The sequence below is a fragment of the Flavobacterium aquidurense genome (assembly GCF_002217195.1).
Lineage (GTDB): Bacteria > Bacteroidota > Bacteroidia > Flavobacteriales > Flavobacteriaceae > Flavobacterium > Flavobacterium frigidimaris.
In genome coordinates this window covers 33,386-59,874 of the sequence record NZ_MUGR01000011.1, presented here as the reverse complement: position 1 = coordinate 59,874, position 26,489 = coordinate 33,386, and the positions used below count along the sequence as shown (strand labels likewise).

General features: G+C 35.7%; 26 protein-coding genes. 13 read left to right on the top strand and 13 right to left on the bottom strand.

Annotation, left to right across the window (positions count from 1 at the left end):
• Window positions 1-236: 236 nt before the first annotated feature.
• The 11 genes from B0A67_RS06845 to B0A67_RS06795 all read left to right on the top strand — a co-directional run bounded on the left by B0A67_RS06845 (window position 237) and on the right by B0A67_RS06795 (window position 10,935).
• Window positions 237-2,426, top strand: coding sequence for a glutamine synthetase III family protein (locus B0A67_RS06845; protein ID WP_072956303.1), 2,190 nt, complete (start codon window positions 237-239; stop codon window positions 2,424-2,426).
• Between the two features lie 395 nt (window positions 2,427-2,821).
• Window positions 2,822-3,667, top strand: coding sequence for a hypothetical protein (locus tag B0A67_RS06840; protein WP_072956300.1), 846 nt, complete (start codon window positions 2,822-2,824; stop codon window positions 3,665-3,667).
• Window positions 3,668-3,737: 70 nt separating this feature from the next.
• Window positions 3,738-4,259: a hypothetical protein gene (locus B0A67_RS06835; RefSeq protein ID WP_072956297.1), complete on the top strand. Its 522-nt coding sequence runs from the start codon at window positions 3,738-3,740 to the stop codon at window positions 4,257-4,259.
• Window positions 4,260-4,268: 9 nt separating this feature from the next.
• Window positions 4,269-4,673: a curli-like amyloid fiber formation chaperone CsgH gene (gene csgH, locus B0A67_RS06830; RefSeq protein WP_072956293.1), complete on the top strand. Its 405-nt coding sequence runs from the start codon at window positions 4,269-4,271 to the stop codon at window positions 4,671-4,673.
• Window positions 4,674-4,696: 23 nt separating this feature from the next.
• Window positions 4,697-4,999, top strand: coding sequence for a CsgE family curli-type amyloid fiber assembly protein (locus tag B0A67_RS06825; protein WP_072956290.1), 303 nt, complete (start codon window positions 4,697-4,699; stop codon window positions 4,997-4,999).
• A 16-nt stretch (window positions 5,000-5,015) separates the two neighbouring features.
• Complete coding sequence (locus tag B0A67_RS06820) at window positions 5,016-5,420, top strand: curli production assembly/transport component CsgF (RefSeq protein WP_072956287.1); 405 nt, start codon at window positions 5,016-5,018, stop codon at window positions 5,418-5,420.
• A 1-nt stretch (window position 5,421) separates the two neighbouring features.
• A complete protein-coding gene (locus B0A67_RS06815; RefSeq protein WP_072956284.1) occupies window positions 5,422-6,783 on the top strand; it encodes a CsgG/HfaB family protein in 1,362 nt (453 codons plus the stop codon).
• Window positions 6,784-6,847: 64 nt separating this feature from the next.
• Entirely contained in the window at window positions 6,848-8,332 is a 1,485-nt protein-coding gene (locus B0A67_RS06810; RefSeq protein WP_072956854.1) for a carboxypeptidase regulatory-like domain-containing protein, read from the top strand.
• Window positions 8,333-8,497: 165 nt separating this feature from the next.
• The gene (locus B0A67_RS06805; protein WP_072956281.1) at window positions 8,498-9,676 is read left to right on the top strand and encodes an AIR synthase related protein; all 1,179 of its coding nucleotides are present in this window, start codon (window positions 8,498-8,500) and stop codon (window positions 9,674-9,676) included.
• Window positions 9,677-9,867: 191 nt separating this feature from the next.
• Window positions 9,868-10,224, top strand: a complete 357-nt coding sequence (locus tag B0A67_RS06800) for a hypothetical protein (protein WP_072956278.1) — start codon at window positions 9,868-9,870, stop codon at window positions 10,222-10,224.
• Between the two features lie 105 nt (window positions 10,225-10,329).
• Window positions 10,330-10,935, top strand: coding sequence for a GNAT family N-acetyltransferase (locus B0A67_RS06795; RefSeq protein WP_072956275.1), 606 nt, complete (start codon window positions 10,330-10,332; stop codon window positions 10,933-10,935).
• Between the two features lie 110 nt (window positions 10,936-11,045).
• Here B0A67_RS06795 and B0A67_RS06790 read toward each other — a convergent pair whose 3' ends face one another.
• On the bottom strand, window positions 11,046-11,669 hold the full coding sequence (locus B0A67_RS06790; protein ID WP_072956272.1) for a M949_RS01915 family surface polysaccharide biosynthesis protein: 624 nt from the start codon (window positions 11,667-11,669) through the stop codon (window positions 11,046-11,048).
• Window positions 11,670-11,848: 179 nt separating this feature from the next.
• Here B0A67_RS06790 and B0A67_RS06785 point away from each other — a divergent pair, with 179 nt between their 5' ends.
• Together B0A67_RS06785 and B0A67_RS06780 are read left to right on the top strand one after the other, a co-directional pair.
• The gene (locus tag B0A67_RS06785; protein WP_072956268.1) at window positions 11,849-14,182 is read left to right on the top strand and encodes a GH92 family glycosyl hydrolase; all 2,334 of its coding nucleotides are present in this window, start codon (window positions 11,849-11,851) and stop codon (window positions 14,180-14,182) included.
• A 325-nt stretch (window positions 14,183-14,507) separates the two neighbouring features.
• The gene (locus B0A67_RS06780) at window positions 14,508-14,951 is read left to right on the top strand and encodes a hypothetical protein (protein ID WP_072956265.1); all 444 of its coding nucleotides are present in this window, start codon (window positions 14,508-14,510) and stop codon (window positions 14,949-14,951) included.
• Between the two features lie 141 nt (window positions 14,952-15,092).
• Here B0A67_RS06780 and B0A67_RS06775 read toward each other — a convergent pair whose 3' ends face one another.
• The 12 genes from B0A67_RS06775 to B0A67_RS06720 form a co-directional block, all read right to left on the bottom strand.
• Window positions 15,093-16,952 (bottom strand): M61 family metallopeptidase, encoded by a 1,860-nt coding sequence (locus B0A67_RS06775; protein WP_072956261.1) that lies wholly within the window; start codon window positions 16,950-16,952, stop codon window positions 15,093-15,095.
• 100 nt (window positions 16,953-17,052) lie between these two features.
• Window positions 17,053-17,331, bottom strand: coding sequence for a DUF2805 domain-containing protein (locus B0A67_RS06770; RefSeq protein WP_055098339.1), 279 nt, complete (start codon window positions 17,329-17,331; stop codon window positions 17,053-17,055).
• A 120-nt stretch (window positions 17,332-17,451) separates the two neighbouring features.
• Entirely contained in the window at window positions 17,452-18,279 is an 828-nt protein-coding gene (locus B0A67_RS06765) for a sterol desaturase family protein (protein WP_072956258.1), read from the bottom strand.
• A gap of 140 nt (window positions 18,280-18,419) precedes the next feature.
• Complete coding sequence (locus B0A67_RS06760; RefSeq protein WP_072956255.1) at window positions 18,420-18,662, bottom strand: GlsB/YeaQ/YmgE family stress response membrane protein; 243 nt, start codon at window positions 18,660-18,662, stop codon at window positions 18,420-18,422.
• Between the two features lie 31 nt (window positions 18,663-18,693).
• The gene (gene aqpZ, locus B0A67_RS06755) at window positions 18,694-19,401 is read right to left on the bottom strand and encodes an aquaporin Z (protein ID WP_072956252.1); all 708 of its coding nucleotides are present in this window, start codon (window positions 19,399-19,401) and stop codon (window positions 18,694-18,696) included.
• Window positions 19,402-19,431: 30 nt separating this feature from the next.
• Window positions 19,432-19,788, bottom strand: coding sequence for a DoxX family protein (locus B0A67_RS06750; RefSeq protein WP_072956249.1), 357 nt, complete (start codon window positions 19,786-19,788; stop codon window positions 19,432-19,434).
• Window positions 19,789-19,875: 87 nt separating this feature from the next.
• Entirely contained in the window at window positions 19,876-20,772 is an 897-nt protein-coding gene (locus tag B0A67_RS06745; protein WP_072956246.1) for an EamA family transporter, read from the bottom strand.
• Window positions 20,773-20,981: 209 nt separating this feature from the next.
• A complete protein-coding gene (locus tag B0A67_RS06740; protein ID WP_072956242.1) occupies window positions 20,982-22,124 on the bottom strand; it encodes a peptidylprolyl isomerase in 1,143 nt (380 codons plus the stop codon).
• 42 nt (window positions 22,125-22,166) lie between these two features.
• Window positions 22,167-23,246, bottom strand: coding sequence for a peptidylprolyl isomerase (locus B0A67_RS06735; RefSeq protein ID WP_072956239.1), 1,080 nt, complete (start codon window positions 23,244-23,246; stop codon window positions 22,167-22,169).
• A 15-nt stretch (window positions 23,247-23,261) separates the two neighbouring features.
• Entirely contained in the window at window positions 23,262-23,918 is a 657-nt protein-coding gene (gene gldI, locus B0A67_RS06730; RefSeq protein WP_072956236.1) for a gliding motility-associated peptidyl-prolyl isomerase GldI, read from the bottom strand.
• Between the two features lie 7 nt (window positions 23,919-23,925).
• Window positions 23,926-24,930, bottom strand: coding sequence for a DHH family phosphoesterase (locus B0A67_RS06725; RefSeq protein ID WP_072956233.1), 1,005 nt, complete (start codon window positions 24,928-24,930; stop codon window positions 23,926-23,928).
• Between the two features lie 252 nt (window positions 24,931-25,182).
• Window positions 25,183-26,421, bottom strand: a complete 1,239-nt coding sequence (locus tag B0A67_RS06720; protein WP_072956230.1) for a voltage-gated chloride channel family protein — start codon at window positions 26,419-26,421, stop codon at window positions 25,183-25,185.
• Window positions 26,422-26,489 lie beyond the last annotated feature (68 nt).

The window sequence follows — 26,489 nt, the reverse complement described above, 5'->3', positions numbered from 1 at the left end:
TCTTTATTGGTATTTGAGGTTAAGGAATTGTGAAAAAATGTTTATTTAATGAAGAATACTGAGGTGTTTTGTTATATTTTTTCAAATCAAATTCATTATTCTTTGAAAAAAGCATCTTACGTTGAAAAATCGTCGAATAAAAATCTCAAATTTATCCTATAAACAGCCTTTTTATTTGTTTATATTTGTCGATCATTTTTTAGTAAAAATTAGTACAAATTTTAAACTTATTATACATGTCAACATTACGTTTCCAGGCCTTGAGAGATGCTTCTACAAGAAAGCCAGTACATTTTGAAGAAATCGATAGAAAATCTAACATTTTTGGTGCAAATGTGTTTAATGAAAAAGCAATGAAGCAGTTTTTGACTTCGGATGCTTTAAAGGGAGTTAGAGATGCCATTCAGCATGGAACTAAAATAGACAGAAAACTGGCAGATTATATCGCCATGGGAATGAAAGAATGGGCATTATCCAAAGGTGTTACTCATTATACACACTGGTTTCAGCCACTTACAGGAACTACTGCCGAAAAACACGATGCTTTTTTTGAAGTCTCTTATGACGGAAGTGATCCTGTAGAGAAATTTGGCGGAGCACAACTGGTACAACAAGAACCGGATGCATCGAGTTTCCCGAATGGCGGAATCAGAAATACATTCGAAGCCAGAGGATATACGGCCTGGGACCCAACTTCTCCGGCATTTATTTACGGGACTACTTTATGTATTCCAACTGTTTTTATCGCTTATACGGGAGAAGCTTTAGACAATAAGATTCCGTTGTTAAGAGCTTTATCTGCTATAGATGAAGCAGCGACAGAAGTATGTAAATACTTTGATAAAAATGTAAAAAAGGTAACCGCTACTTTAGGATGGGAACAGGAATATTTCCTTATTGATAAAGCATTGGCCAATTCTCGTCCTGACCTGATGATGACCGGAAGAACCTTATTAGGACACACTTCTGCAAAAGGACAACAATTAGACGATCATTATTTTGGATCAATTCCAACACGTGCCCTGACTTATATGAGAGATTTAGAGCAGGAATGTATGTTGTTAGGAATTCCGGTAAAAACACGTCATAACGAAGTAGCACCAAATCAGTTTGAGCTGGCACCCATTTTCGAAGAAACCAATCTTGCGGTAGATCATAACTCTTTATTAATGGATGTGATGCAAAAAGTGGCCGAGCGTCACGACTTTAAAGTATTGTTTCACGAAAAACCTTTTAAAGGAGTAAACGGATCAGGAAAACACAATAACTGGTCACTGGCAACAGACACGGGAGTTAATTTGTTAAGTCCGAGTAAAACGCCAATGAGTAATTTGCAGTTCCTGACCTTCTTTATTAATACCATAAAAGCAGTTAATGATTACGAAACATTATTAAGGGCTGCTATTGCAACAGCAAGTAATGATCACAGATTAGGAGCCAATGAAGCGCCGCCGGCCATAATCTCTGTTTTTATCGGGGCACAATTGACCAAAGTGTTATCTGAGTTAGAAAGCGTTACAACAGGAAAATTATCTCCTGAAGAAAAAACAGATTTAAAATTGAATGTAGTAGGTAAAATTCCGGACGTTCTTTTAGACAATACAGACAGAAACAGAACATCGCCTTTTGCCTTCACCGGAAATAAATGGGAGTTCAGAGCCGTTGGATCAAATTCAAACTGTTCAAACGCGATGACCACTTTGAATGCGATTGTTGCCAAACAATTAAAAGACTTTAAAATAGAAGTAGATACTTTGATCGAGTCGAAAGACATGAAAAAAGACGATGCGATATTTAATGTATTACGAGAGTATATCAAACAATCTAAAAAAATACTTTTTGAAGGTGACGGATATAGCGAAAGTTGGGAGAAAGAAGCGGCAAAAAGAGGTTTAAGTAATTTTAAAACCACTCCGGAAGCAATTAAGGCTAAAGTTTCGAAACAAGCTTTGGATTTATTTTCTGAATTAGGAATTCTAAATCATATTGAAGCTGAAGCACGTTATGAAATAGAATTAGAAGAATACACTAAGAAAATTCAGATCGAAGGAAGGGTTTTGGGAGATATTGCCAGAAACCATGTTATTCCTACGGCAATACGTTACCAAAATACCTTAATCGAAAATGTAAAAGGATTAAAAGAGATCTTTGGAAAAGAATTTGAGACTATTGCAAAAGAGCAGATCGTTTTGATTAAAGAGATTTCCGGCCATATTGAAGGAATCAATTCTAAAGTATTGGCGATGACAGACGAAAGAAGAACAGCCAATCATTTAACCGATGCGCAAAAAATGGCCGAGGCTTACTGTAATAAAGTGAAACCTTATTTTGAAGATATTCGTAATCACTGTGATAAATTAGAGCTACTTGTAGACGACGAAAGCTGGACATTAACCAAATACAGAGAGTTATTGTTTACCAAATAAATAGTAATTTAACAATTCTACCAAGCCCATCGAATTTAGGTGGGCTTTTTTTTGTTGTAATGTTAAAATAATGCATTGTTAATGTTGTTTTTAGCATATAATTAGGGGTAAATGTAAAGAAATTATGATAAGAAAGTAATTTCCTACTTATGTTTTTGCTGATTTCAGTAGTTCGTCGAGATAGTTTTACAGTTCATCGAAAAGTGGTTATGTTATTGTAAAATAGGTATTTATACTTGATTTGATTTTCGAGAAGTTTTCTAATTTTGGTCATGAAGAAAGAAAATAAGTCTTCTGATTTTATTTTCGAATGACGTTTTTTGATGGCTTGATTTCCCCAAATCACACTGACCTACATAATAAGTTGTATTAATAACCAATTAAATATATCTATTATGAAAAAAGTAATTTTGAGCATCTCAGCGATGCTATTGGTAGGAGCAGCGGCTTTTGCACAGGGAAACACATCATCAGTAAATCAAGTTGGTAACACCGACACTGGTATTGTAACACAAAACGGATCGCATAATGGGTCTCTTGTAGATCAATTAGGAGACAACAACAAATCTGAAGTTTACCAGGGAATTCAACCAGGTTTGTATGCAGCTAAAGACAACAAAGCTGATGTAAAACAAACCGGTAATAACAACGGCGCATTTATTTCTCAAAGTAACCATGACAACAAAGCGTACCAAACTCAAACCGGAAACAGCAATAAAGCTACAATATGGCAAGATCAAATTGCGGGAGCTTCAAGTGCATTAGGAGGATTTGACATCGCAACTCAAAAACAAACAGGTAACAGCAATACTGCTACTGTAGATCAGGGAACAACAGGAAACGAAAAACCAACCGGACTTCCGTTCAATGCTACTCAATTAGGACATGTTGCAGCTGTAAATGTTCCATTTGCTCCTCATAGCAAAAATGAGGCTACACAAACTCAAAACGGAGATAACAATGTAGCTTATGCTTCTCAAGGTGGTGTTCATAACCAATCTTGGCAAACACAAACTTCTCCATCTGGTACTTCTGTGGCAGACAAAAATACGTCTAACCACTACCAATATGGTGATGAGAACAAAGCTACAAGTGTACAAAATGGTACTAAGTTAACTGAAGACACTTTGCAAATTGGTAACTTCAATATAGCTACTGTTACACAAACTGGTGCAGCGCATTCTAGTATTGCATTTTCAAAAGGAAATACAAATACAATTACTGTTACTCAAAGTAACTAATACTCTAAAAAACAAATGAGATAGTTGCAGAACGTAACTATCTCATTTTTTTAATTTAAATAAAATCAAGATGAAAACTTTCATTTTAACCAGTATCGTTTTCTTGCTTTTTTCTCCGGTGTTTTATGCACAGGAAAAAGAGGATGATTCAGATTTTAAAAACTATAGCTCGTCTGTTTTTAATTCAAAACAAGTCGCTTTTAGTTTAGTTTCTTCAATGGATAAAAAGGCTCAGAATGATTTAAATCAAAAAATCCAATCGGGTATTAATATACAGCAAATCGGAGATTTAAATACAGTAACAGCATTTTTAAAATCAAAAGAAACCAAAGTTGCCGTCAATCAAATTGGAGATCGCAATCAGTTGCTTTTAGATAAAAATGCTAAAACAATCACGCAAAATGTGGTGCAAAGAGGCGATAATAACAAAATTTCAGATTTTACATTGTATACCAATTATAATGTAAATATGGAAATGGTCCAAAAAGGAGACAATCAAAACATTAAAAATATTGGAACCAATTCGATGTCTAAGAACATGAAAATTACCCAGACAGGAAATGGAGCTTCGATAATTCTTATCAATCAATAAATTTAAAACATGCGTTTTATATACCGACATATTATTTTCTCATTTCTGTTTTTAACTGCCGTATTATACGGTCAGGTCCCCCAAGACAAAATAAAAGCAAAACTCGAAATAGAGAAAGTTGAAGGCAATGTAAAAATTACCGGTACGGCAGAAAACCTTACAGAGGTAATCAGGAGTGCTGCCTACAAAATGTCTGTTATAAAAAACAATAGTAAAAGTAATAATCAGTCTAATAATGACCAAGTTGGTGTTTTTACCCTGCAGCCCAATGAACGACAAAAACTATCAACCTCACAAATCAATCTGTCAGAAGATGATGAGGTAATCGTATTATTATTGTTTTATGATGAAGACAAGCAAATAATAGCGAAAGATCGTGTAGTTCTGGGTCAGGAAAAAAAAAAGACGATGTAATAGTTCTTCCTGTTGACGGATTTGTGTTAAGAGGAATCATTACGGACGACACCAAAACAAAAATTGGTAAAGATTTTTATGATCGGTATTATTACAGGTACAATGATATTGGAATAAATGCTGAAAAGATAGTAACAATAGGTGAAGAATATAGTTTTGCAAGAAATACAGCCATAACAATAACCGTCGATAATGAGGTTATTTATGAGTTTTTAGCCAGACCGGATGACGAATTTTTAGACGCCGTTGCAGAGGAATCTGTAAATGCCACCTTTACTTATTTTAAAGAAAAAGAAAAACAGCGAAAATATTTCACTCAGTATTAATTTTATTATTAGCGACATGAAATTTATTATAACCCTCGTAGTATTGCTACTACTATCTCCGTTTATAAACGCGCAGGCTTTAGTTTATAAACCGGTAAATCCGGCTTTTGGAGGAGATACTTTCAATTATCAATGGCTCTTGAGCAGCGCAGAAGCGCAGAACAAGCAGAAAGATAAAACGGCCATAACAGCGCCACAAACTGATTTGGAGCGATTTAAAGCCAATTTAAATGCCCAGTTATTAAGTCAGATTTCCAGTTCTCTCTACAAACAACAATTTGGTACTGATGGTATTAAGGAAGGTTCCTATACTTTTGGAAGCTATTCTGTCGACGTTTATCCATCTGCAGACGGACTCACACTAAATATTTTAGATACCAATACAGGAGAACAAACCCAAGTTATCATCCCAAATAAATAACATGAGATTACATCACTACTTACTAATTTTATTCGGATTTCTTTTTTCGGGTTGCGGTGCTTATTTTAATCAGCCAACCGGAGTCGAAAAAGCAATTTTAGGCGAAGGTACGCCCGCGACTTCATTGCTAAAAGATTTGCCAAAACCAAAAGAACCCGTTGTCGTTGGTGTCTATAAATTCAGGGATCAGACCGGACAATATAAACCTCAGGAAAACGGAAGCAGTTTTAGTACTGCCGTTACGCAGGGTGCTACCTCAATATTGATAAAAGCGCTTGAAGATTCAAAATGGTTTGTGCCAATTGAGCGCGAAAACATTGGTAATCTATTGCAGGAACGAAACCTGATTCGGGCAACACGTCAGGAATATGTAAAAAATGCCAATCCTAATGAGCCACAATTAACTCCTTTATTATATGCAGGAGTTTTACTAGAAGGCGGTATCGTTTCGTATGATTCTAATATTATCACAGGAGGTTTCGGGGCACGATATTTTGGAGCCGGAGCGTCTGTAAAATACCGTCAGGATCGGGTTACGATTTATTTGAGAATGATTTCGACATCTAACGGAAAAATTTTAAAATCGGTTTATATCTCTAAAACCATTTTATCACAGGCAATTGATGAAAGTTTATTCAGATATGTAAATTTTAAAAGATTATTAGAAGTAGAAACAGGATATACCACTAATGAACCTGTGCATATGGCCGTAACCGAAGCCATCGAAAAAGCGGTAGAATCTCTTGTTCTGGAAGGAATAAAAGATAATATCTGGGAAGCAGACGCGCCCAAATGGGAAGTTGATAATTTGCTGAAGGCTTATGCAGAGGAAACTAAAACTGCTGATGCAACCCAACTTTACGGAAGAGTTCTGGAAAACAGAAGAAGCAAATTTGCCATCGAAATTTCAGGAGGAGCAACATTAATGGATGGCGATTATCAGGATCCGCTTTTAAGGCCTTTTGGCAGAGGAGCTCTAAAGTTTTTTATAACGCCCGGTTTTAATATCAGTGCCTCTACGAATGTGGTCAATCTCGCCAATAAAAATTTACTCGATGTTGGTTATATCACTTATGACCTTAATCTCGAATGGCTTTTACTGCCTAAAGATCGTTTTACACCCTATTTGTATGGAGGCGGCGGTTATGCCATGAACAAGAAATTCGAGAATACATACGGTAAGATTCAATACGGTTTAGGTCTTGAGTATTTAGCATCTGACAGAATTGGAATAAAATTATTTGCAGAGCAAAATATTAATTTCAGTGACAACGTCGACTATATAACGTCAGGAACTCGGGATGATTACTATTATAAATTCGGGATAGGACTCACTTATTATTTCGCAAAAAAGAAAAAATAAAGCAGTTTTAAACATCAGAATTTTAAAGATGAATCAGAATTTTCAATTTAAAAACAAATTAATAATGAAGTATTTATACAAAATAGCAAGCGTACTTTTTTTATTGTTTTTGGTTTCATGCAGTGAAGAGAAAATAGGAGAATTGGCCTATGGCACCGTTAGCGGTAGAGTGGTTAATGCGGATACTTTTGAACCTATGGAAAATGTAAAAATACTCTCAAGCCCAACTACAAGTACGGTTTTTACAGATGCTGACGGCAAATTTACAGTTGCGAACGTAAAAGTGGGAGAATACTCTTTTCAGGCTCAAAAAGATGGTTTTGTAGCAAAATTTGAAGCTACAACCGTGACGGCAAACAATACGTCGGAGATTATTTTTGAACTTAAAAAAGCAACCGCTAATAACAAACCGCCAACAGTTCCCGTACAGGTAAGTCCGGTTGATAATAGTACAGCTCAGGCAGTATCTTTAGATCTGACCTGGACAGTTACTGATCCTGATAAAGATGTGTTAACTTTTAAAGTAACGCTTAGAAATGACAGTAATAGCGAGGTGAAAGTGTATGATGCCATAAAAGAGCAAAAACTAACGCTGACAGATTTAATTTTTGGTACCAAGTACTATTGGCAAATTGAAGTTACAGATGGTATAAATACTCCGGTTTTAAGTGCGGTAAGTTCATTTACTACAATTGCTTTTCCGACTACCAGATTTTTGTTTGTTAAAAACATAAATGATAATAATGTGATTTTTACAGCTGATGATGCCGGTAAACAATATCAATTGACAAGTTCGACTAAAAATAGCTGGCGCCCAAGAAGAAACAATCAGGCCAAAAAAATTGCTTTTATAGGAACAAATGGTTCTCAAAACGACCTTTATACAATGAATTATGACGGGACGGAAGTTAAAAAAATAACCAATTCTGTTCCTGTTGCAGGTTTCAATTCAGATTATATTGGGTATTCCTGGAATGCTTCAGGAAGTGAACTTATTTATCCTAACTTCGATAAATTATACAAAATCAATAGTGACGGCAGTGGCTTGACCAAAGTATTTCAAACACCCAATGGCAAATTTATATCAGAATGTGACTGGAGTGCCGATGGATCAAAAATTGCTTTAAAAGTAAATGATGCCAATGGTTACAATGCTGAAATTTACGTTATAAATCCGTCAGGAGTCGTGACAGCTACAATTTTGTCGGGACAAACAGGAGCAGTCGGAGGATTGAATTTTTCAGTTACCGGACAAAAATTAGTCTATACGAGAGATGTTGCCGGTTTCGAAAACCTAAATTATCGTCAGTTAGATTCCAGAATTTTCGAATATAATTTTGGATCCGCAGTTTTAACTCAAATCCTGACAGAAAAAACCTTAGGAACAAATGATCTGGATGTTCGCTATTCACCAAACGAATCAGAACTTATTTTTACCAATACCTCTAATGATGGGCTTTCGGTAAAAAATATCGTAAAAACGACTATCGGAGTTGTCAATTCAAGAACCGTTTTATTCTCAGGAACGGCAATGCCAGATTGGGAATAACTTTTAGAGGCCAAAATTTTAAACCAGTTTTACTCAGGAAATTCGGCAGCGTTATCTCACCTGCCGAATTTTTTTGTGCGTCAAAATATTCAATTTTAAATAGTATAGCCCTGAGAATTAAAAAAAGGGATTATCTTTGCACCACATCAACACAAACTAAGTTTCATGAGTTCAGATTCTAGCAAAAGGTACGCACAAAGAGGTGTTTCGGCATCAAAAGAAGACGTACACAACGCCATAAAAAATATCGATAAAGGTTTATTTCCTCAGGCATTTTGTAAAATTGTTCCGGATTACCTTACCCAGGATGAGGAATATTGCTTAATCATGCACGCTGACGGAGCGGGTACAAAATCGTCTCTGGCGTATATGTACTGGAAAGAAACAGGAGATATTTCAGTTTGGAAAGGAATCGCTCAGGATGCTTTAATTATGAATATCGACGATTTATTATGTGTTGGGGCAACCGATAATATTTTGCTTTCTTCTACAATTGGAAGAAACAAAAACTTAATTCCTGCAGAAGTTATTTCGGCAATTATCAACGGAACAGAAGAATTAATCAACGAATTAAAATCTTTTGGCGTAACGATTCATTCCACAGGAGGCGAAACTGCCGATGTTGGAGATGTTGTTCGTACCATAATTGTAGATTCTACCGTAACAGCCCGTATGAAACGCAGCGATGTTGTAGATAATGCTAACATTAAAGCGGGTGACGTGATTGTTGGTTTGACTTCTTTTGGTCAGGCAACTTACGAAAAAAGCTATAATGGCGGAATGGGAAGTAACGGATTAACATCTGCCCGTCACGACGTTTTCGGGAAATATCTAGCTAAAAAATACCCTGAAAGTTATGATGCGCTTGTGCCGGAGGAATTAATTTACTCAGGACAGGTAAATCTAACCGATGAGGTCGAAAACAGCCCAATAAATGCAGGTCAGCTAGTACTTTCTCCAACCAGAACTTATGCACCAATTATCAAGAAAATTTTAGACACCTACACGCCAAACGAAATTCACGGAATGGTGCATTGTAGTGGTGGAGCGCAGACCAAAATTTTACATTTCGTACAGAATTTACACATTATAAAAGACAATTTATTCCCGGTTCCGCCATTGTTCAGGTTAATTCAGGAGCAATCAAAAACCGACTGGAAAGAAATGTATCAGGTTTTCAATTGTGGTCACCGTATGGAAATCTACGTTCCTGAAAACATTGCACAAGATATCATCGCGATTTCAAAATCGTTCAATGTCGATGCACAAATCGTAGGTAGAGTAGAAGCGGCCGACTCTAAAAAACTGACTATTACCAGTGAATACGGAACATTCGAATATTAATTTTTTTTGAGTTACAAAGTTACAAAGGTTCTGAGTTGCAAAGGTTTTATATACTGGAGTTTACAACAGAACCTTTTTTATTAATAATTAGCTTTTTTAGGAGCTAATCCCGCTATCCGTTACAATCTTTTATCCGCCGCGGCGGACAAAAGGATTTTCACTACTATCGGGGCTAAAAAAAACACCAGGCTATGTACGAATTACTTTTTTGGAAATATTTAGAGGAGGTTTACTTAAACCATCATGAAGTTTACGAAGCCCTTACAGAAAGAGAAGATGTCGAAGGCCTTGAAACGCTTCCGGTTGAGGTAATCATGAACAGAATCGCTTCGGTATTTTCGAAATGGGAAAGAGTCGATGAAAACAGCTGGCAAAATACTTCTGGGAAAGGTGCTTTTCAGGTAATCACAACACCTCAAAGTATCAAAATTGACTGTTACGGTACCGAAGGTAAAACCATGAATAAATTGGTAGAAGTGATGGAAGAATTCAAATTACCGTTGTACGATCCGCAAATTCCGGAGCGTTATGATGAAATGAGTGAGTAATTTTTTCTCTTTAAAAACTTTGTGACCCTTCGTGATTATTTCGTGCATCTCTGTGAAAAAGTTTTTACGCAAAGATTCACACAGAGCATCACAAAAAAATAGCTTATGACAACACCAAATTTCAATTTTTCAGACAATATCATTTTAAAAGACGACTTAGTTGTATTACGTCCGTTACAAGAATCAGACGTCGATAATTTATTAGCAATTTCAATCAACGAGCCAGAAACCTGGAAATATTCATTAGTAGGCGCAGACGGAAAAGAAAATCTCATCAAGTATATTCAGTCGGCAATAAAAAACCGTGAAGATAAAAGAGAATTTCCCTTTATAGTTTTCGATAAAAAATCTCAAAAATACGCCGGTTCAACACGTTTTTACGACATGAATCTGGAATTTAAAACCCTTCAGCTGGGATTTACCTGGTACGGCTCAGCTTTTAGAGGAACCGGGCTCAACAAACATTGTAAATTTTTATTACTTCAGTTTGCTTTCGAAACACTTGGGATGGAACGCGTAGAATTTCGTGCCGATAACGATAACGAACGAAGTATTGCTGCCATGAAAAGTATTGGCTGCAAAGTCGAAGGCATTTTACGAAGCCATATGCCAACAATAAATAAGGAAATACGCCGTGATTCGATCGTTTTAAGTATCCTGAAAAATGAATGGTTTGAAGAAGTAAAAGAAAATCTGAAGCGTAAACTCTAAAAAAGAGCCGTAGGCTCGGCTCATATTGTAGGGCTGGATTTTAATCCAGCTTAGGCAAGCAAGGATAAAAATACCGTTAACCAATATTTAAGTTGGAATTTATAATTTAACTATCCATCCTGCAAAATAAGATCCTGTTCTTTTCTCATCTTTACAACTAAAGCATCAATGTGGGTTTTTATTTTTTGAGGTAAAGAATTCCAGCTTGCATCTTTTTTGAAACTTCTGCAATAATCCAGGTCACATTCTACAGCGCGAATTGCATATTTTTTGTTTTTATAGACCGTAATAATTTTAACGCGTCTTATTCCGCCATACTCTGTTTTTGTCCCATAGACAATTACAGGATCTATGTAGCCATCGCCATCAAGATCTTTAGTGCTGCAGTATTTTGTCCAGAACCAAATTGTAGTTTCTTTAGGATCCGTAGGTTCAAGTAAATCATTAATTCTCCATTTTTCAAGAAAACCGCCATGATCAGCCATGGTATAAATAGCCTGAATTTTAGTGTTTAAAGTATCATTTTTAGTAATGTTCTTTTGGTTTTCGCACAAAAGCAATTCATAGACCCCGCCTTTATCAGAGCATTCAAATGCTTTATAGATAGGGAAGTCAGAAACTTCATTTAATTCACGTTGTTTTATTTCTTCTTTGGTTAACCTATAACTGTCTGTTTTTTGCGAAAACCCGAATGTACTATAAGAAAGGACTAGAAATAAAATATAATTTTTCATATATAAATGGCATTTTTAGATGCTTCAAAGATATTTAAAAGCTTTTGAGCTTCAAACAATTTATATTTTTTAAAGAGCATATTTTATTGTAATTTTCTGACCTGAAAGTATTGGTAAAACGTTTTAGGAAATGCGAGACACTACTTTATAGGAGAAATATTGATTTAAAAAAGAACCTGATGAATAGAATAAAATGTAGAAGTTTACTTTTTGGATTGTCATTTTTGGTGTTTGTTGCTGCAGCAAATGCGCAGAAAAAAACAATAGAAAAGCGAAACCTGATTCAGTATGTTGATCCTATGATTGGTACAGCCAAAATGGGACATACTTATCCAGGTGCTACAGTGCCGTTTGGAAGTGTGCAGCTGAGTCCTGAAACCGATACGATTGCTTATAGTTTAAATGGCAAGTACAACGGAGATGTCTATAAATATTGTGCAGGATATCAATACGAAGACAAGACCATTGTGGGTTTTAGTCACACGCATTTTAGCGGAACGGGACATTCAGATTTAGGTGATTTTCTGATTATGCCTACAACCGGAAAATTACAATTGAATCCCGGAGTGGCTTCAAAACCATTATCGGGTTATCGATCAGTTTTTTCACATAGTACAGAAAAAGCAGAACCAGCCTATTATAGTGTGCTTCTGGAAGATCATAAGATTAAAGCAGAGCTTACAGCAACAACAAGAGTTGGAATGCATCAATATACGTTTCCAAAGTCAGAGGAAGCACATATTATTTTGGATCTGACTTCCGGAATTTACAATTACGATAAAAAGAACGTCTGGACATTTGTTCGCGTAGAAAACGATACTTTAATCACCGGATATCGCCAGACCAATGGATGGGCGAGAACCAGAACGGTTTATTTTGCGATGTCTTTTAGTAAACCCATTAAAAGCTACGGACAGGCACCTCTTGAAAAAAGCGTCTACAAAGGTTTCTGGGGAAGGTTTGATCAGACTAAGAATTTTCCCGAAATGGCAGGCCAAAACCTGAAATTGTTTTTTGATTTTAATACTAAAGAGGGCGAAAAAATAAAAATTAAAATGGCTTTGTCACCGGTAAGTTCTGCAGGTGCTTTAGAAAATATGAAAAAAGAAGTTCCGGGTTGGGATTTCGAAAAGGTAAAAAAACAAAGCCAGGAAGTCTGGAACAACGAATTGAATAAAATTCAGGTTGAAACGGTTCAGAAAGAAGATTTAGTGAATTTTTATACGGCGATGTATCATGCCTTTTTAGGTCCAACAGAATACATGGATGTAGACGGAAACTATAAAGGTCTGGATATGAATGTTCATAAAGCCGAAAACTTTAAAAACTACACCAGTTACTCTTTATGGGATACGTACAGGGCTTTACATCCGTTATTCAATTTGGTTCAGCCTGCGCGAAATTCAGATATGATCAGTTCGATGTTGGCACATTCAGACCAAAGTGTCCATAAAATGCTGCCCATCTGGTCGCATTATGCCAATGAAAACTGGTGTATGATTGGCTATCATTCTGTTTCAGTAATTGCCGATGCGATTGTAAAAGGAAACGGGAATTTTGACAGGGAAAAAGCACTTCAGGCTTGTGTGAACACCGCTAAAGTGCCGTATTATGACGGACTGGAATATTACATGAAAATGGGTTATGTTCCTGAGGATAAAAACGGATCTTCGGTTTCTAAAACTTTAGAATATGCTTATGATGATTGGGCCATTGCTCAGGCAGCGAAAAAGTTAGGAAAAACTGATATTTATAATGAATTTATCGAAAGGTCTAAAAATTATAAAAATGTTTATGACGCCAAAACAGGTTTTATGCGCCCGAAATTAAACGACGGAACTTTCAAAAAAGAATTTGATCCGCTGGATACACATGGACAAGGTTTTATAGAAGGAAATTCATGGAATTATAGTTTGTATGTTCCGCAGGATCCTGCTGAAATGATTAAAATGATGGGCGGTAATGATAAATTTAATGTAAGATTAGATTCGCTGTTCAGCATGCATTTGCCGGATAAATATTTTGAAAATACAGAGGATATTACCAGAGAAGGAATTATAGGAAATTATGTGCACGGAAACGAACCTTCTCATCATGTGGTGTATTTATACAATTGGACGAACTCGCCGTGGAAATCACAAGATAAAATCAGAATGATCCTAAAAAAAATGTATCGAAATGGGGCCGATGGTTTGGGCGGAAACGATGATTTTGGGCAAATGAGCGCCTGGTATATTTTTAGCAGTTTAGGATTTTATCCCGTAGCACCGGGCTCTGATGAATATGCTTTGGGAAGTCCGTTGGTAAAAAAAGCGGTTTTTAATTTAGAAAACGGAACAACTTTCGAAGTTGAAACGGTGAATCAATCGGATAAAAATGTGTTTGTGAGTAAAGTACTTTTGAATGGAAAACAATTAGAGAAACCTTTCCTGAAACATTCGGATGTTATCAAAGGAGGGAAGATTACTTTTTATATGAGTGCTAAACCAAATAAGAAGAATTATCAAAATTAAATTGCCCACAGATTATGCGGATGAAACGGATTTATGCGGATTTTTTTATTGTAATGTCTCTCTGCGCGAAGTCGAAGGGCAATGCTATTAGAGCTCTGGTTGTATCGAAAAAGTTTCACGCAGATTCCGCAGATTTGAACAGATTAAAAAAAATCCTTTTTAATCCTTCTAATCTGTGGCAAAAATAAAAAGCTTCTACTTCGCTTAGCCAGACAAATATAATTCTTGAAAATTAGGGCAATTAGTGGCGAAAAAAATAATAAAATAGAATCGTGACGGACTTTGCAAAAACTTCACGAAATTTGCACTTTAAATAAAAGTAAATATGAAAATAAATCTAAAATCAGGAATTGATAAATTGCTTTTCGGAATGAAGCAAAACGATGTAACGGCTGCTTTAGGAAAACCGGACAAAAATTATACAGATGAAGATGATAATGTAATTTTTGTATACAACGCACACAAAATCAGATTGACATTTTATCAGGAAGAAGACTTGAAATTAGGTTATTTAGTAGCTTCAAGCAATGATCTGGAAGTTTACGGGTTCAGGTTAATTGGAAGAAAAATTGCTGACGTAAAGAAAGATTTAGCCACAAAAGAAATCACAAAATACACCCAGGAAACTTTTGATACGTTCGAGAACTATTTCAACGAAGACAACTGGTTTATTCTTCAGACAGAATTTGACGAAGTAGTAAAGTTTGAAATTGGAGCGATTATCAATGGTAAAGACGAATTTGACTGGAAGTTTCCAGTGAAGAAATAATCGTATTGTCAGACTGAGTAAAGAATAAGTCTCATCTGCTGAATCACTGTGCGGGACTTCGACTTTGCCCAATCTCACACACTAACATAAAAAAAACCGACAATCACTTGTCGGTTTTTTTTGTGTTATGATAAAAAGAAATTATCCTTTTAACCATGCGTTTTTAAGTTTTTCTTTTGAAGTGTCTGTTGCTTTAAAAGTTTCTTTTTCTTCAAACGGTACTTTCACAGTTCCTTTTATAGTCTGCTCTTTACCATCACGTTTTATCTTAATAGTAATTGGATCATTTTCTTTCCATATTTCACTTTCTGAAATCAGGTCATAAATGTTTTCTAAGTTGTATGTTTTACCATTTACAGCAGTGATTACATCTCCGGCTTTAAGTTTTAAGTTCGTAAAGAATATATTGAGATCAACATCAGGACGAACGCTTATGATTTTAGTTGCCGGATCAATACCAATATAAGGAGTTTGTCCTTTGATGAAAATGGATGCAGGGACTTTTTCAGAAGCTTTGGTTACGCCTACTTTTGCCAAATAGAAATCATAAGGAATTGGCGTTGTTCCTGCCACGTATTTATTTAAGAATTCTCCAACTTCAGGATAAGTCAATTCGGTGATTTTAGCAAAAAGTTCATTGTCATTAAATGGTTTTTCAACACCATATTCGTTTGCTAATTTATGCATCAGATCCAGAATTCCTCTTTCGCCATTGCTTTTTTCTCTGATGATAATGTCAATACACATACCAATTAAAGCTCCTTTTTGGTATACATTTAAGTATTGGTCTTTATAAGGCTGTACCAATACATTGGCACTCATTTTAGTAAAGGACATCGTATCGTTTAGTGCTTTTGCTTCTTCGATTTTTTCGGCAATACGAGTATAGAATTCATTTTCGGCAATTAGTCCCTGATTGATTTGGAAAAGATTGGCAAAATATTCTGTGACACCTTCATACATCCATAAATGCTCAGACATTTTTGGTGCATTATAATCAAAATACTGAATCTCTTTTGAGTGAACAGTAAGCGGCGTTACAATATGAAAAAACTCATGCGAAACCACATCTTTCATAGATTCTACCAATTTTTCTTTTGGCATAGATTCCGGTAAAACAACTGTAGTTGCAGTTGGGTGTTCAAGAGCTCCGAAACCATGGGCATCATCTTTGGCCATACTGGACAAATACAATAAAACCGTATATTTTTTGGTGGCATTTACTTTACCTAAAAAGTTTTTTTGCGCCGTCATTATCGTTTTCATTTCCGGAGTAATACTTTCGGCAGTAAATTTTCCGGTAGGAGAGTAAACAGCGATCAGGATATCCATTCCGTTTACGTTAAAAGTCGTATAATCCGGTTTAGAATACATGATTGGGTTTTCGACCAGAACAGCATAACGCGATGTTGTAAAAACGTCGCTTGTATTGCTCGCGTCTTCGTCTGTCATTGAGGTTGCTCCCCAAAGTGTATCAGGATGTGTAATGGTAACTTTATACGGAATATTTAATTTATCCTGAAAATAACCTACAAAACCATGGGTGTTGATCATGAAGTTAACTCCTGCATTGATGTTGGTTCCGGCTGGTGAAAAAATATCGTCATTACCAAATCCTGTTCCTTTTTCAGTATCAAAAGTATCGGCAACGAGGTAAGTGATTTTTTTTAATGCTTTTGCATTAGAAATAGACCATGAATTATCATCAATTCGTTTTACGGTTAATGGATTTCCTTTAGCATCAAAAGCTTTGAAATCATCTGAATTTTTACCGTAGTTATCTGTAGAGTAAGTGCCCGGAACTGTTTTTGGAATACTGTAAATTATTTCGTCAGTTTTGATCTGTGGAGGTGTCACAGTCACTAAAACCCTATCGTCTTTTACGTCAATAAGATTAATATTCACCTCTACAACATTGCTTTTTGCAGCGCCGGATGAGTTTCCTGTTTTGCAACTCCAGAGCGTAACAGCCAGAGCTAGGGTGTAAAGTATTTTTTTCATTTATTTGTGTTTAGTTATTTGTATTTGACTTGTAAAGTCTGAAAAAGTTACATTGACATTAAAAATATAAAAAAAACTCCTGAATTTCAGGAGTTCTGTTTTAGTCTAGCTTGTTTTTTATATAATATTTACCATCCAAATCTTCATCAAAATCATCTATTTTAACGGGTTTCGGTTTTGGTTTATTTGCAATTGCCTTCTTTTTCCACATCTCAAATTTTTCAAGTGGCATTTTCTTTTTCATGATTTCCAGAACTTCTTTTTCTGCCAATCCAAATTCCTTTTTTATGATCTCAAATGGATTTTTTTCTTCTAAGGCTAACGAAACAAGTTTTTCGGTTTGCTCCCAATTCAATTCTTTGCGGTTACTCTTTTTCATCACGTGAAAATTAATTCAAAATAGGGGTTAATGATTAATAGATTGATTTTCAATTTAAGTATCAATATTAATAAAAAAAATAATTACTTGGTTCGATGTGGGAGTTTTTTTTTAATGATTTTAACTGTTTTTTGCAGATCTCGATTTTTGAAACGGTATTTGCAGTAAATTTTTCAATTTGTTGTTTTCTTCCGGTGCCATATGAGTATCTACTCCATAAATTATTTCTTCTTTTGGCAGGGTGGTAAAAGTGCTGAAAAGACGGTCCCAGACTGAAAAAATATTTCCATAGTTACTATCAGTATACGGTAATACATAATGATGATGCACTTTATGCATGTTGGGCGAAATAATAAAATAACTTAGGAAAACATCTACTTTACCTGGCAAAGAAATATTCGCATGGTTGAATTGTGAAAAAATCACGGATAAACTTTGGTACAGGAAAACCATCCACATGGGGCTTCCTACAATTAAGACGCCCAGGGTTGTAAATATAAACCGAATGATACTTTCGCCGGGATGATGTCTATTCGCCGTTGTGGTATCGATCCAGGTATCTGTATGATGTATGATATGAAAACGCCATAAAAATTTTATTTTGTGCTGTACAAAATGGGCTAAATAGGCGCCAATAAAATCTAATAGGAGTAATCCGATGATGGTGTAAAGCCAAATTGGTATTTGGGGAAGCCAATTTAGAATTCCAAAATGATTTATGGTAGTCCAGTTTGCGGTTTTAATTAAGATAAAGGCGAGAACAAAATTGACGACAATTGTGGTAAAAGTCAAAAAGAAATTGATTCCGGCGTGCTGCCACTTTTGGTATTTCATTCGAAACAACGGAAAAGTGTTTTCTATTAACCAAAAAACAGTGATTCCGCCCACCAGAATTAAACTTCTATGAGCAGACGAAATGGTGCTAAAATAGGCTATAATATCATTCATAAAACTGAGAATTTAGATTGATAAATTTTTAATCTGTTTGTTATGAAGTTGATTATTGATGAGTTACAGGCATATAAAAAAGAGAAAACCGAATATAAATATATTTGATTTTCTCTTTAAAATGTAAATTATGAAGTAAATTATGCTTTTTTAATGAGGCTTATTAAGAATAACAGAACCCACGCACCTCCAACGGCAACTAAAATTTGCCAAAGCAGGCCACCGCCTCCGATACCAAGATTACCGGCGATCCATCCACCAATAATTCCGCCAACGATTCCGACGATAATATTACCCAATAATCCAAAACCTGCGCCTTTCCAGATCTGCCCGGCAAGCCATCCGGAAATTGCTCCTATAAGTAAAAAATATAAAAATGACATATGATTGTTTTTTAAGTTGAAATTGAACTGATTAAGCTGCGTCGTGATTTTGTAACAATGTTTTGTAAATGAATCCGGCTACAAGTGCGCCTAATATCGGTGCAACCCAGAACAACCAAACTTGAGATAACGGTTCTCCGCCTGTAAAAATAGCCTGAGATAAAGATCTTGCAGGGTTTACGGATGTATTTGTAATTGGAATACTGATTAAGTGAATTAGAGTTAATGCCAAACCAATTGCAACGCCGGCAAATTTGCCATTTGCAAACTTATCTGTGGCTCCCAGAATTACTAATAAGAAAAATAAGGTCAGTACAAATTCAGCGATGAAGGCAGATGATAAAGAATATCCGTCAGGAGAGAAAGCTCCGTACCCGTTTGAGGCAAAAGCTCCCGCTTGTGTGTTGTTTATCGCATTTCCTGCTTTACCGGTCCAGATAATAAACAACGTTCCTGCGGCTGCAAGTGCGCCAATACATTGTGAAATAATATAAGGCAGCAGATCTTTTGCCGGAAATCTTCCGCCGGCCCATAAACCAAATGATACAGCAGGATTAAAATGTCCGCCTGAAATGTGTCCAACAGCGTAAGCCATTGTCAAAACAGTTAAACCAAAAGCCAGCGCAACACCCGCAAATCCAATTCCTAAGTTAGGAATCCCGGCAGCAAAAAGTGCGCTTCCACAACCTCCAAAAACTAGCCAATAAGTTCCAAAAAACTCCGCAAATAATTTTTTCATAATAAAATAATTTTAATTAATAGTTGATTGTTAAAGGGTATATTGGTATGCCCAAAAAATCAAAACGATCTGTAGGGGCAAACGTACAAATAAAATCCACTTTGGTAAACCAAAACCTGCTTTTTTATTTTGATACATGAAAAGATTGGCAGGAAATACAGCAATTAACAACGCTATAATTCCCCATGCAGCAAAATGCATAGTTAAGGGAACAATTAAGAGAATGCCCAATATAAACTCGGCACCTCCACTTAAAATATTTATTAATTTGGGGTTTGAAAAAAAGGGAGGAATGATTTTAATGTACATTCCAGGGTTTCTAAAATGATTTAATCCGGCAATAATATAAAGCAAAGCCATGAGGTATAAATGCCAGGGTAAATTCATGATATTAAATTGTTTATCACGAATTTATAAAAAAATTAACAATTATTACATTACAAGTGGCTTTTTTTTAATAACACATAAAATAAGTTAATTTTTACGTTTGAAATTTACATTCATAATAATGATTGCAAGAATAATTAAGACGATTCCAATCCATTGAGAAAGAATTACTTTTTCATCTAATAATACATAAGCCATCATTACAGAAACAGGAAGTTCAAGGGCAGAAACGATACTTCCTAATCCAATTCCGGTTAACGGGAAACCTGCAGTCATTAACATTGGCGGAATAATAGTTCCGAATAAGGCAAGGATAATTCCCCATTTCATGAAAATCTCAAAATTAAAAGGAGTAACCTGAGTTGCTATTGCAAATGAAAACACTATTATCGATCCTCCTAAAAGCATGTATAAACTTCTTTGGGCTGACGAAATTTCAGTAGCAACACTATTTGCCGTAAACATAGTTGTAGTAAAAGATGCGGCAGCCAGAGCTCCCCACGCAAGGCCACGCCAATCCAGCTCTACGTCGTTATGGATAATATTAGTTGCTAAAACAGTACCAATAAGCACTATAAGTACAGCAATTACTTTTTGTTTCGAAGGTAATTTCTTTTCTAAGATCATCTCAAGTAATACGCCCATCCAGACAGTTTGCATTAATAAAACGATACCAATAGAAACGGGAATGTATTTTACTGCTAAATAATAAAACAAACTTGTCATTCCTAATGATGTGCCTGCAAGCATTAAGCTGAAAATATTTTTCTTGGTTGCTTTTACAACCTTGTCTTTGTGTTTGATTTTCTGGAAAGCATTGATTATTAAAATACCAATGATTCCTAATATAAATTGAGATGTAGTTACTTCGGCAGTAGTGTATCCTTCTGTATAAGCCATTTTTACAAAAGTGGCTAACATTCCGTAAGTTGTAGCGCCTATTGCGACTAAAAACACTCCTTTTAATACATTGTTTTGTGACATCTTACTTTGTTTGATTAAAAAATTAAAGCCGGCAAAGGTAAGTTATTTTGTTTAGGATTTAATAGAATAGGAGTATAAACATTATTATGAGTTCATTTTAAGGGTCGATTTCTACTGTATAATTATGAATTTGACAGGTTTAAAGAAAAATAAAAAACCCATCAAAATCTAAATTTTGATGGGTTTGAATATGTGCTATAAGATAAAACTTATTTTGTGACAGGCTGATCTTTGTATGTTTCGATTTCAAAAATCAAAGTTGCATTTGGCGGAATCACTCCTCCGGCACCTTTTTCTCCATATGCTAAATTTGAAGGAAGAAAGAATATTGCTTTTTCTCCATCAGTCATCATGTCTAATGCTTCAATAAAACCGGGAATCATTCCGTCTTTTTTACCTACTGCAAAAGGGAAAGACTGATATCCTTTTTGCGCATCACGATTCGCATCGTATTTCCCGTATGCTTTTGCTACGGTTGCCATGCTGCTGTCGAAAAGATCTCCATTCTCAAAATATCCTGCATAGTGAAAGTAAATATTCGACCCTTCAGCTCCTTTTATGCCCGTTCCTTTTTTAGTAACGACATATTTTAGACCAGAGGCTGTTGTGGTAGCTTTTGCTTTTGTAGCGGCAAAATAAGCGGCTTTATCAGCTATTACTTTTTTAGATTCGGCTTTTTTAGCTTCTTGTTTTTTTACATCGTCAGCCAAAACTTTTACTGCATTGAATTTTTTAGCAGCTTCACCTTTTCTGGTAATGGTAATTTTTGTCATGATATCATCCTGAACAATTTTGTTTACATTGTCCATTCCTGAAACTACGTGGCCAAAAATAGTATGTTTTCCGTTTAACCACGGTGTTTCCTTATGCGTGATAAAAAATTGGCTTCCGTTTGTAGCCGGGCCTGAATTTGCCATTGCCAGAACACCGCCTTTTTCAAATTTCAATTCTTCTACAAATTCATCTTTAAATGCAAATCCCGGACCTCCGGAACCATTTCCGTCCGGATCTCCACCCTGAATCATAAAGTCATTGATTACTCTGTGAAATTTTAATCCGTCGTAAAAAGGTTTTCCTTTCAGTCTTTCCACCTTTACATTAGGATTGTTTCCTTCTGCCAAAGAGATAAAATTAGCCACTGTTACAGGCGTTTTTATATATTCTAAAGACAAAACGATATCACCTTTTGTAGTTGATATAGTGGCAAAAATACCGTCGTTAGGATTTGTTGCAGGTGCTGCTTTTGCGACTGTTTTAGTTGCCGGAGCCTTTGGTTTTGCCGCTGGCTTTTTGGTCTGAGCCTGAAGGTTTACTACTGCCAGGCAAAATAAAAATAAAAATTTAAACTTCATTATTTTAAGAATTTACGTTTATGGTATTCTTTATATATATAATTATTGTGGCTTTTCTAATAATTGGATTTCAAAGATAATATTTGCATTAGGCGGAATAACGCCTCCTGCACCGGTTGCTCCGTAAGCCAAATGAGAAGGGATAAAAAGAATGGCTTTATCTCCAAATGAAAGTTGTTCGATTCCTTCAATAAATCCGGGAATCATACCATCTTTACGGCCTGCCTGAAACGGAATTGGCTGATATCCTTTTTGGTCAGCTCTTGCTGCATCAAATTTCCCAAAAGCTTTATTAACATCTTCAACACTAGAATCAAACAAAGTTCCGTCTTCAAGGAAACCTGAATAGTTAATGTATAATTGAGCTCCTGCAGCCGGTTTTTTACCCGTTCCTTTTTCTGTAATTAAGTATTCTAAACCTGAACTTGTTTTCGTTGTTTTTGGTTTTACAGCAGCAAAATAAGCTACTTTTTCTTTTTGAGCTCCGGCATATTTCCCTTTTTCTTTAGCGATTTCTGAAAAATAATCGTGAAATACTTTTACGGCATCAAACTTTTTAGCTGCTTCTCCATTTCTTATAATAGTTACAGCAACAATAGTATCGCCTTGTTTTACCTGATTGACTACTTCTTGTCCTTTTTCTACAACATGACCAAAAATAGTATGTTTTCCTTCTAACCACGGAGTCTCAACATGGGTGATAAAAAACTGACTGCTGTTAGTTCCCGGACCGTTATTGGCCATTGCTAAAACTCCCGCTTTGTCAAATTTTAAATCTGTGATTTCGTCTTTAAACTTATATCCTGTGTCTCCGGAACCAGTTCCTTCAGGATCTCCGGTCTGAATCATAAAATCTTCAATAACTCTGTGGAATTTTAATCCGTTATAAAAAGGCTTGTTTTTCAGGTAATCTTTTGTTACAAACTCGTTTTTACCTTCTGCTAAGGTTACAAAATTAGCAACCGTTACAGGCGCTTTTTTATAATCTAATTCTACAATAATATGACCTTTGTTGGTTTCGATATCAGCATATAAACCATCAGGCAAATTGCTGTGTTCGTCCTTACAAGAATATAATGAGCTAACGGTAACAGCTAGTAATAATAAAATACTCTTTTTCATTTTTAAGATGTTGTTTTATGGGTTTATTGTATCTTTTTTTGTTGGAGCTGCAGCTTTTGGAGTCACAGCTTTTGGAGCTGCTGTTGTCTGGGCCTGACCTGCTGCAGGTGCAGTTTTCACTGTTGGGTCCGGCACAAAATTACGAAGTGTAACAGTGCAGATTAAAGACTGATTAGTGCCAATTTTTTTGTTGTCTCCATGATATCCGTATGCAATATGCGAGGGAAATAAGAAGGTTACAGTTTCATTTTTATGCATCATTTTGATACCATCACGCAATCCCATCATGATATCCTGTTTGTCAACATAATAGGTTTGGGGTCCAAGATCTGCTTCAGAGTAAATAATTTTACCGTTTATGTCTTTTACCTCCAGATTAAAATAAGCAATATCTCCTTTTTTAGGTGTTGCCGTATCTGTCGTATTTTGTTCGTCATAATACAGCCAGTATCCTTTTCTTGTAGCGTAATATTTTGTTTTAGGATTGCTTTGGATGATCTTTTTGATGACATCCTCTTCATTCGCTACCAGTTTTTTATTTCGATCCGCTGATTTTTTCATAAAAGTACCGGAAGCTTGAGAAATTGGGCGTCTCGCTTCTTCGTGCTGTTTACAGCTTACCAATAAAACAGCAAAAAACAGGATATAGATGCTTCGTTTTAAGTAGTTCATAATGAGATTATATTTTTAGTTTATTTACTAAATCTTCAAACTTTTTCAGGGTTTCTTCCATCGAAACATCTGATCTTCCGCCTGCAGCATTACTATGTCCTCCGCCATTAAAGTGATCTCTCGCAAATTGATTAACATCAAATCCGCCTTGTGAACGGAAAGAAATCTTGATGATTTTTTCGTCTTTGTTTTCGATAAAAATAGCCGTAAAAACGATACCTTTTATACTTAGTCCGTAATTAACGATGCCTTCAGTATCCCCTTTTATATAATCAAATGAATCCAGTTCGTCCTGAGTAAGTGATGTATAGGATGTTTTGTGTTTTTCCAGCACTTTCATGTTCTGCAAAGCGCGGCCTAATAATTGCAGACGACTGTAAGAACTGTTATCAAACAATAAAATTGGAATTTGAGTGTTTTCAACTCCCAAATCAATTAACTCTGCAATGATTCTGTGTGTGTTTCCGGTAGTTCCCGGAAAACGGAAAGAACCTGAATCAGTCAATATTCCGGTATAAATGCAGGTAGCAATAGTTTTATCAATATCATCTTTTTTTCCTAAGAAAGAAATGAAGTTGTACACCATTTCGCAAGTCGATCCAAAAGAAGTATCAGAATAGGTATAAGCAGCATAATCATCCGGTTTCTGATGATGATCGATCATGATAAACGGAGCCGTTAGCCTGGCTAAAGTATGTTCCATTTCGCCCGTACGATGAAAAGCATTAAAATCTAATGTAAAAATCAGCTCAGCTTCTTCTAATATTTTGGTACAGTTTTCAGTGTCTTTTTCAAAGATTTTAACCGTTTCAGAACCCGGTAACCAGGCTAGGAAATCAGGAAAATCATTAGGAGCAATCACAGTTGGCTGATGATTGTTTTTTAATAAAAAATGGTATAAACCTAAGGTTGAACCCATAGCATCACCGTCAGGACCTCTATGCGGAATTATGGCGATTTTCTTTGGGGTTGCGAGTAACAATTGTATCGCTTGAATATCTTGTATTTTCATAGTGTGCGAATTTACATTTTTTTAATGTAATGTTGAAATCATTTTACAGATTAACACACTTTTATGTTGGTTGGGATTTGTAAGAGGTGAATTGTGAATTGTGAAATGCGAATTGTGAAATGTGAACGCCAGATTTAGAATTAGGAATTTACTTTTTGGGATTTAATTTTATACGCAGATGAAACGGATCGCTAAAGCGAAAATGCAGATTTAAACGGATTTATTTTTTGGAATTTTTTAAGATATCTGAATTTAAAAATTGGAATTTAATCTCTGATACAATTTATACTTAGCTCCTTTTACAATTTGTGATTTATAAATGCCCACAGGGCCTGACGAAAAATAAGCAACTGTACAGGCAATTGCAATGAAAATTCCGGGTTGAATTCCAAAAAGTTCCATGCCCATGATGGTGCAGGCGATAGGAGTGTGGGTCGCGCCGGAAAAGACCGCAACAAACCCTAAACCGGCCAGAAAAGCAATTGGTAAAGGAATTGCCAGAGACAAAGCACTTCCTAAAGTAGCCCCAACGAAGAATAACGGAGTTACTTCTCCGCCTTTGAACCCTGCTCCCAGAGTAAATCCCGTGAATAAAATTTTAAGTAAAAAATCATACCACGGATTAGGGTTCGAAAAAGAATCTACAATTACCGGAACACCTAATCCGGCAAATTTTGTAAACCCAAAACCTGCAATAGCAATAGCAAGAATAATTCCGCCTATAAAAGGGCGTAAAGGAGGGTATTTAATTTTAGAAAAAAGAGATCCCCAAAAATGAGTGCTTCTGGAGAATAGTAAAGCGGCCAGACCAGACAGGATCCCAATTATAATAACATAAAGCAAAGTGGTCAGGCTAATTTCAGGAACAGCAGGAATGCTGTAATGCGTATGTTTTACCTGCCAGAATTCTACTGTGAAGTAAGCAGCATAAGCTACGAGAAAAGACAGCATGACACTTTTAAAATTGATTTTACTGAAGTACAAAACTTCCAGAGCGAAAATAGCACCTGCCAGAGGAGTTCCAAAAACCGATGCAAAACCCGCACTGATTCCGAGGATAATTAGAATTTTTCTTTCAGAATGATCTAAATTAAAAAACCTGGTAAATTGATCTGCAATTGCACCTCCCATTTGTACCGCCGTACCTTCACGACCAGCCGAGCCTCCAAATAAATGGGTTAGTAAAGTTCCTAAAAGTACCAAAGGGGCCATTTTAAGCGGTATAACTTCTTTGGGGTTTTCGTATTCTTCCAGCAATAAATTATTGCCTTTTACAACAGATTCTCCCCAATAGTAATAACTCAATCCTACTAATAATCCTCCAAAAGGCAAAAGCCAGATAATCCAGTCGTGGTGCATTCTATATTGTGTAACCCATTCCAGAGCAACAAGAAAAAATGCCGAAGCAGATCCGGATAAAATACCAATCAAAACACAAATGAAAATCCATTTGAATCCTGAGAGAAGTATTTGTTTTAGGATTGTAGTCATTAAAAAAAGTTTGCCAAGAATTTCACCAATTTACACGAATTTTAAATTTTTAAATTCGTTATCAAAAA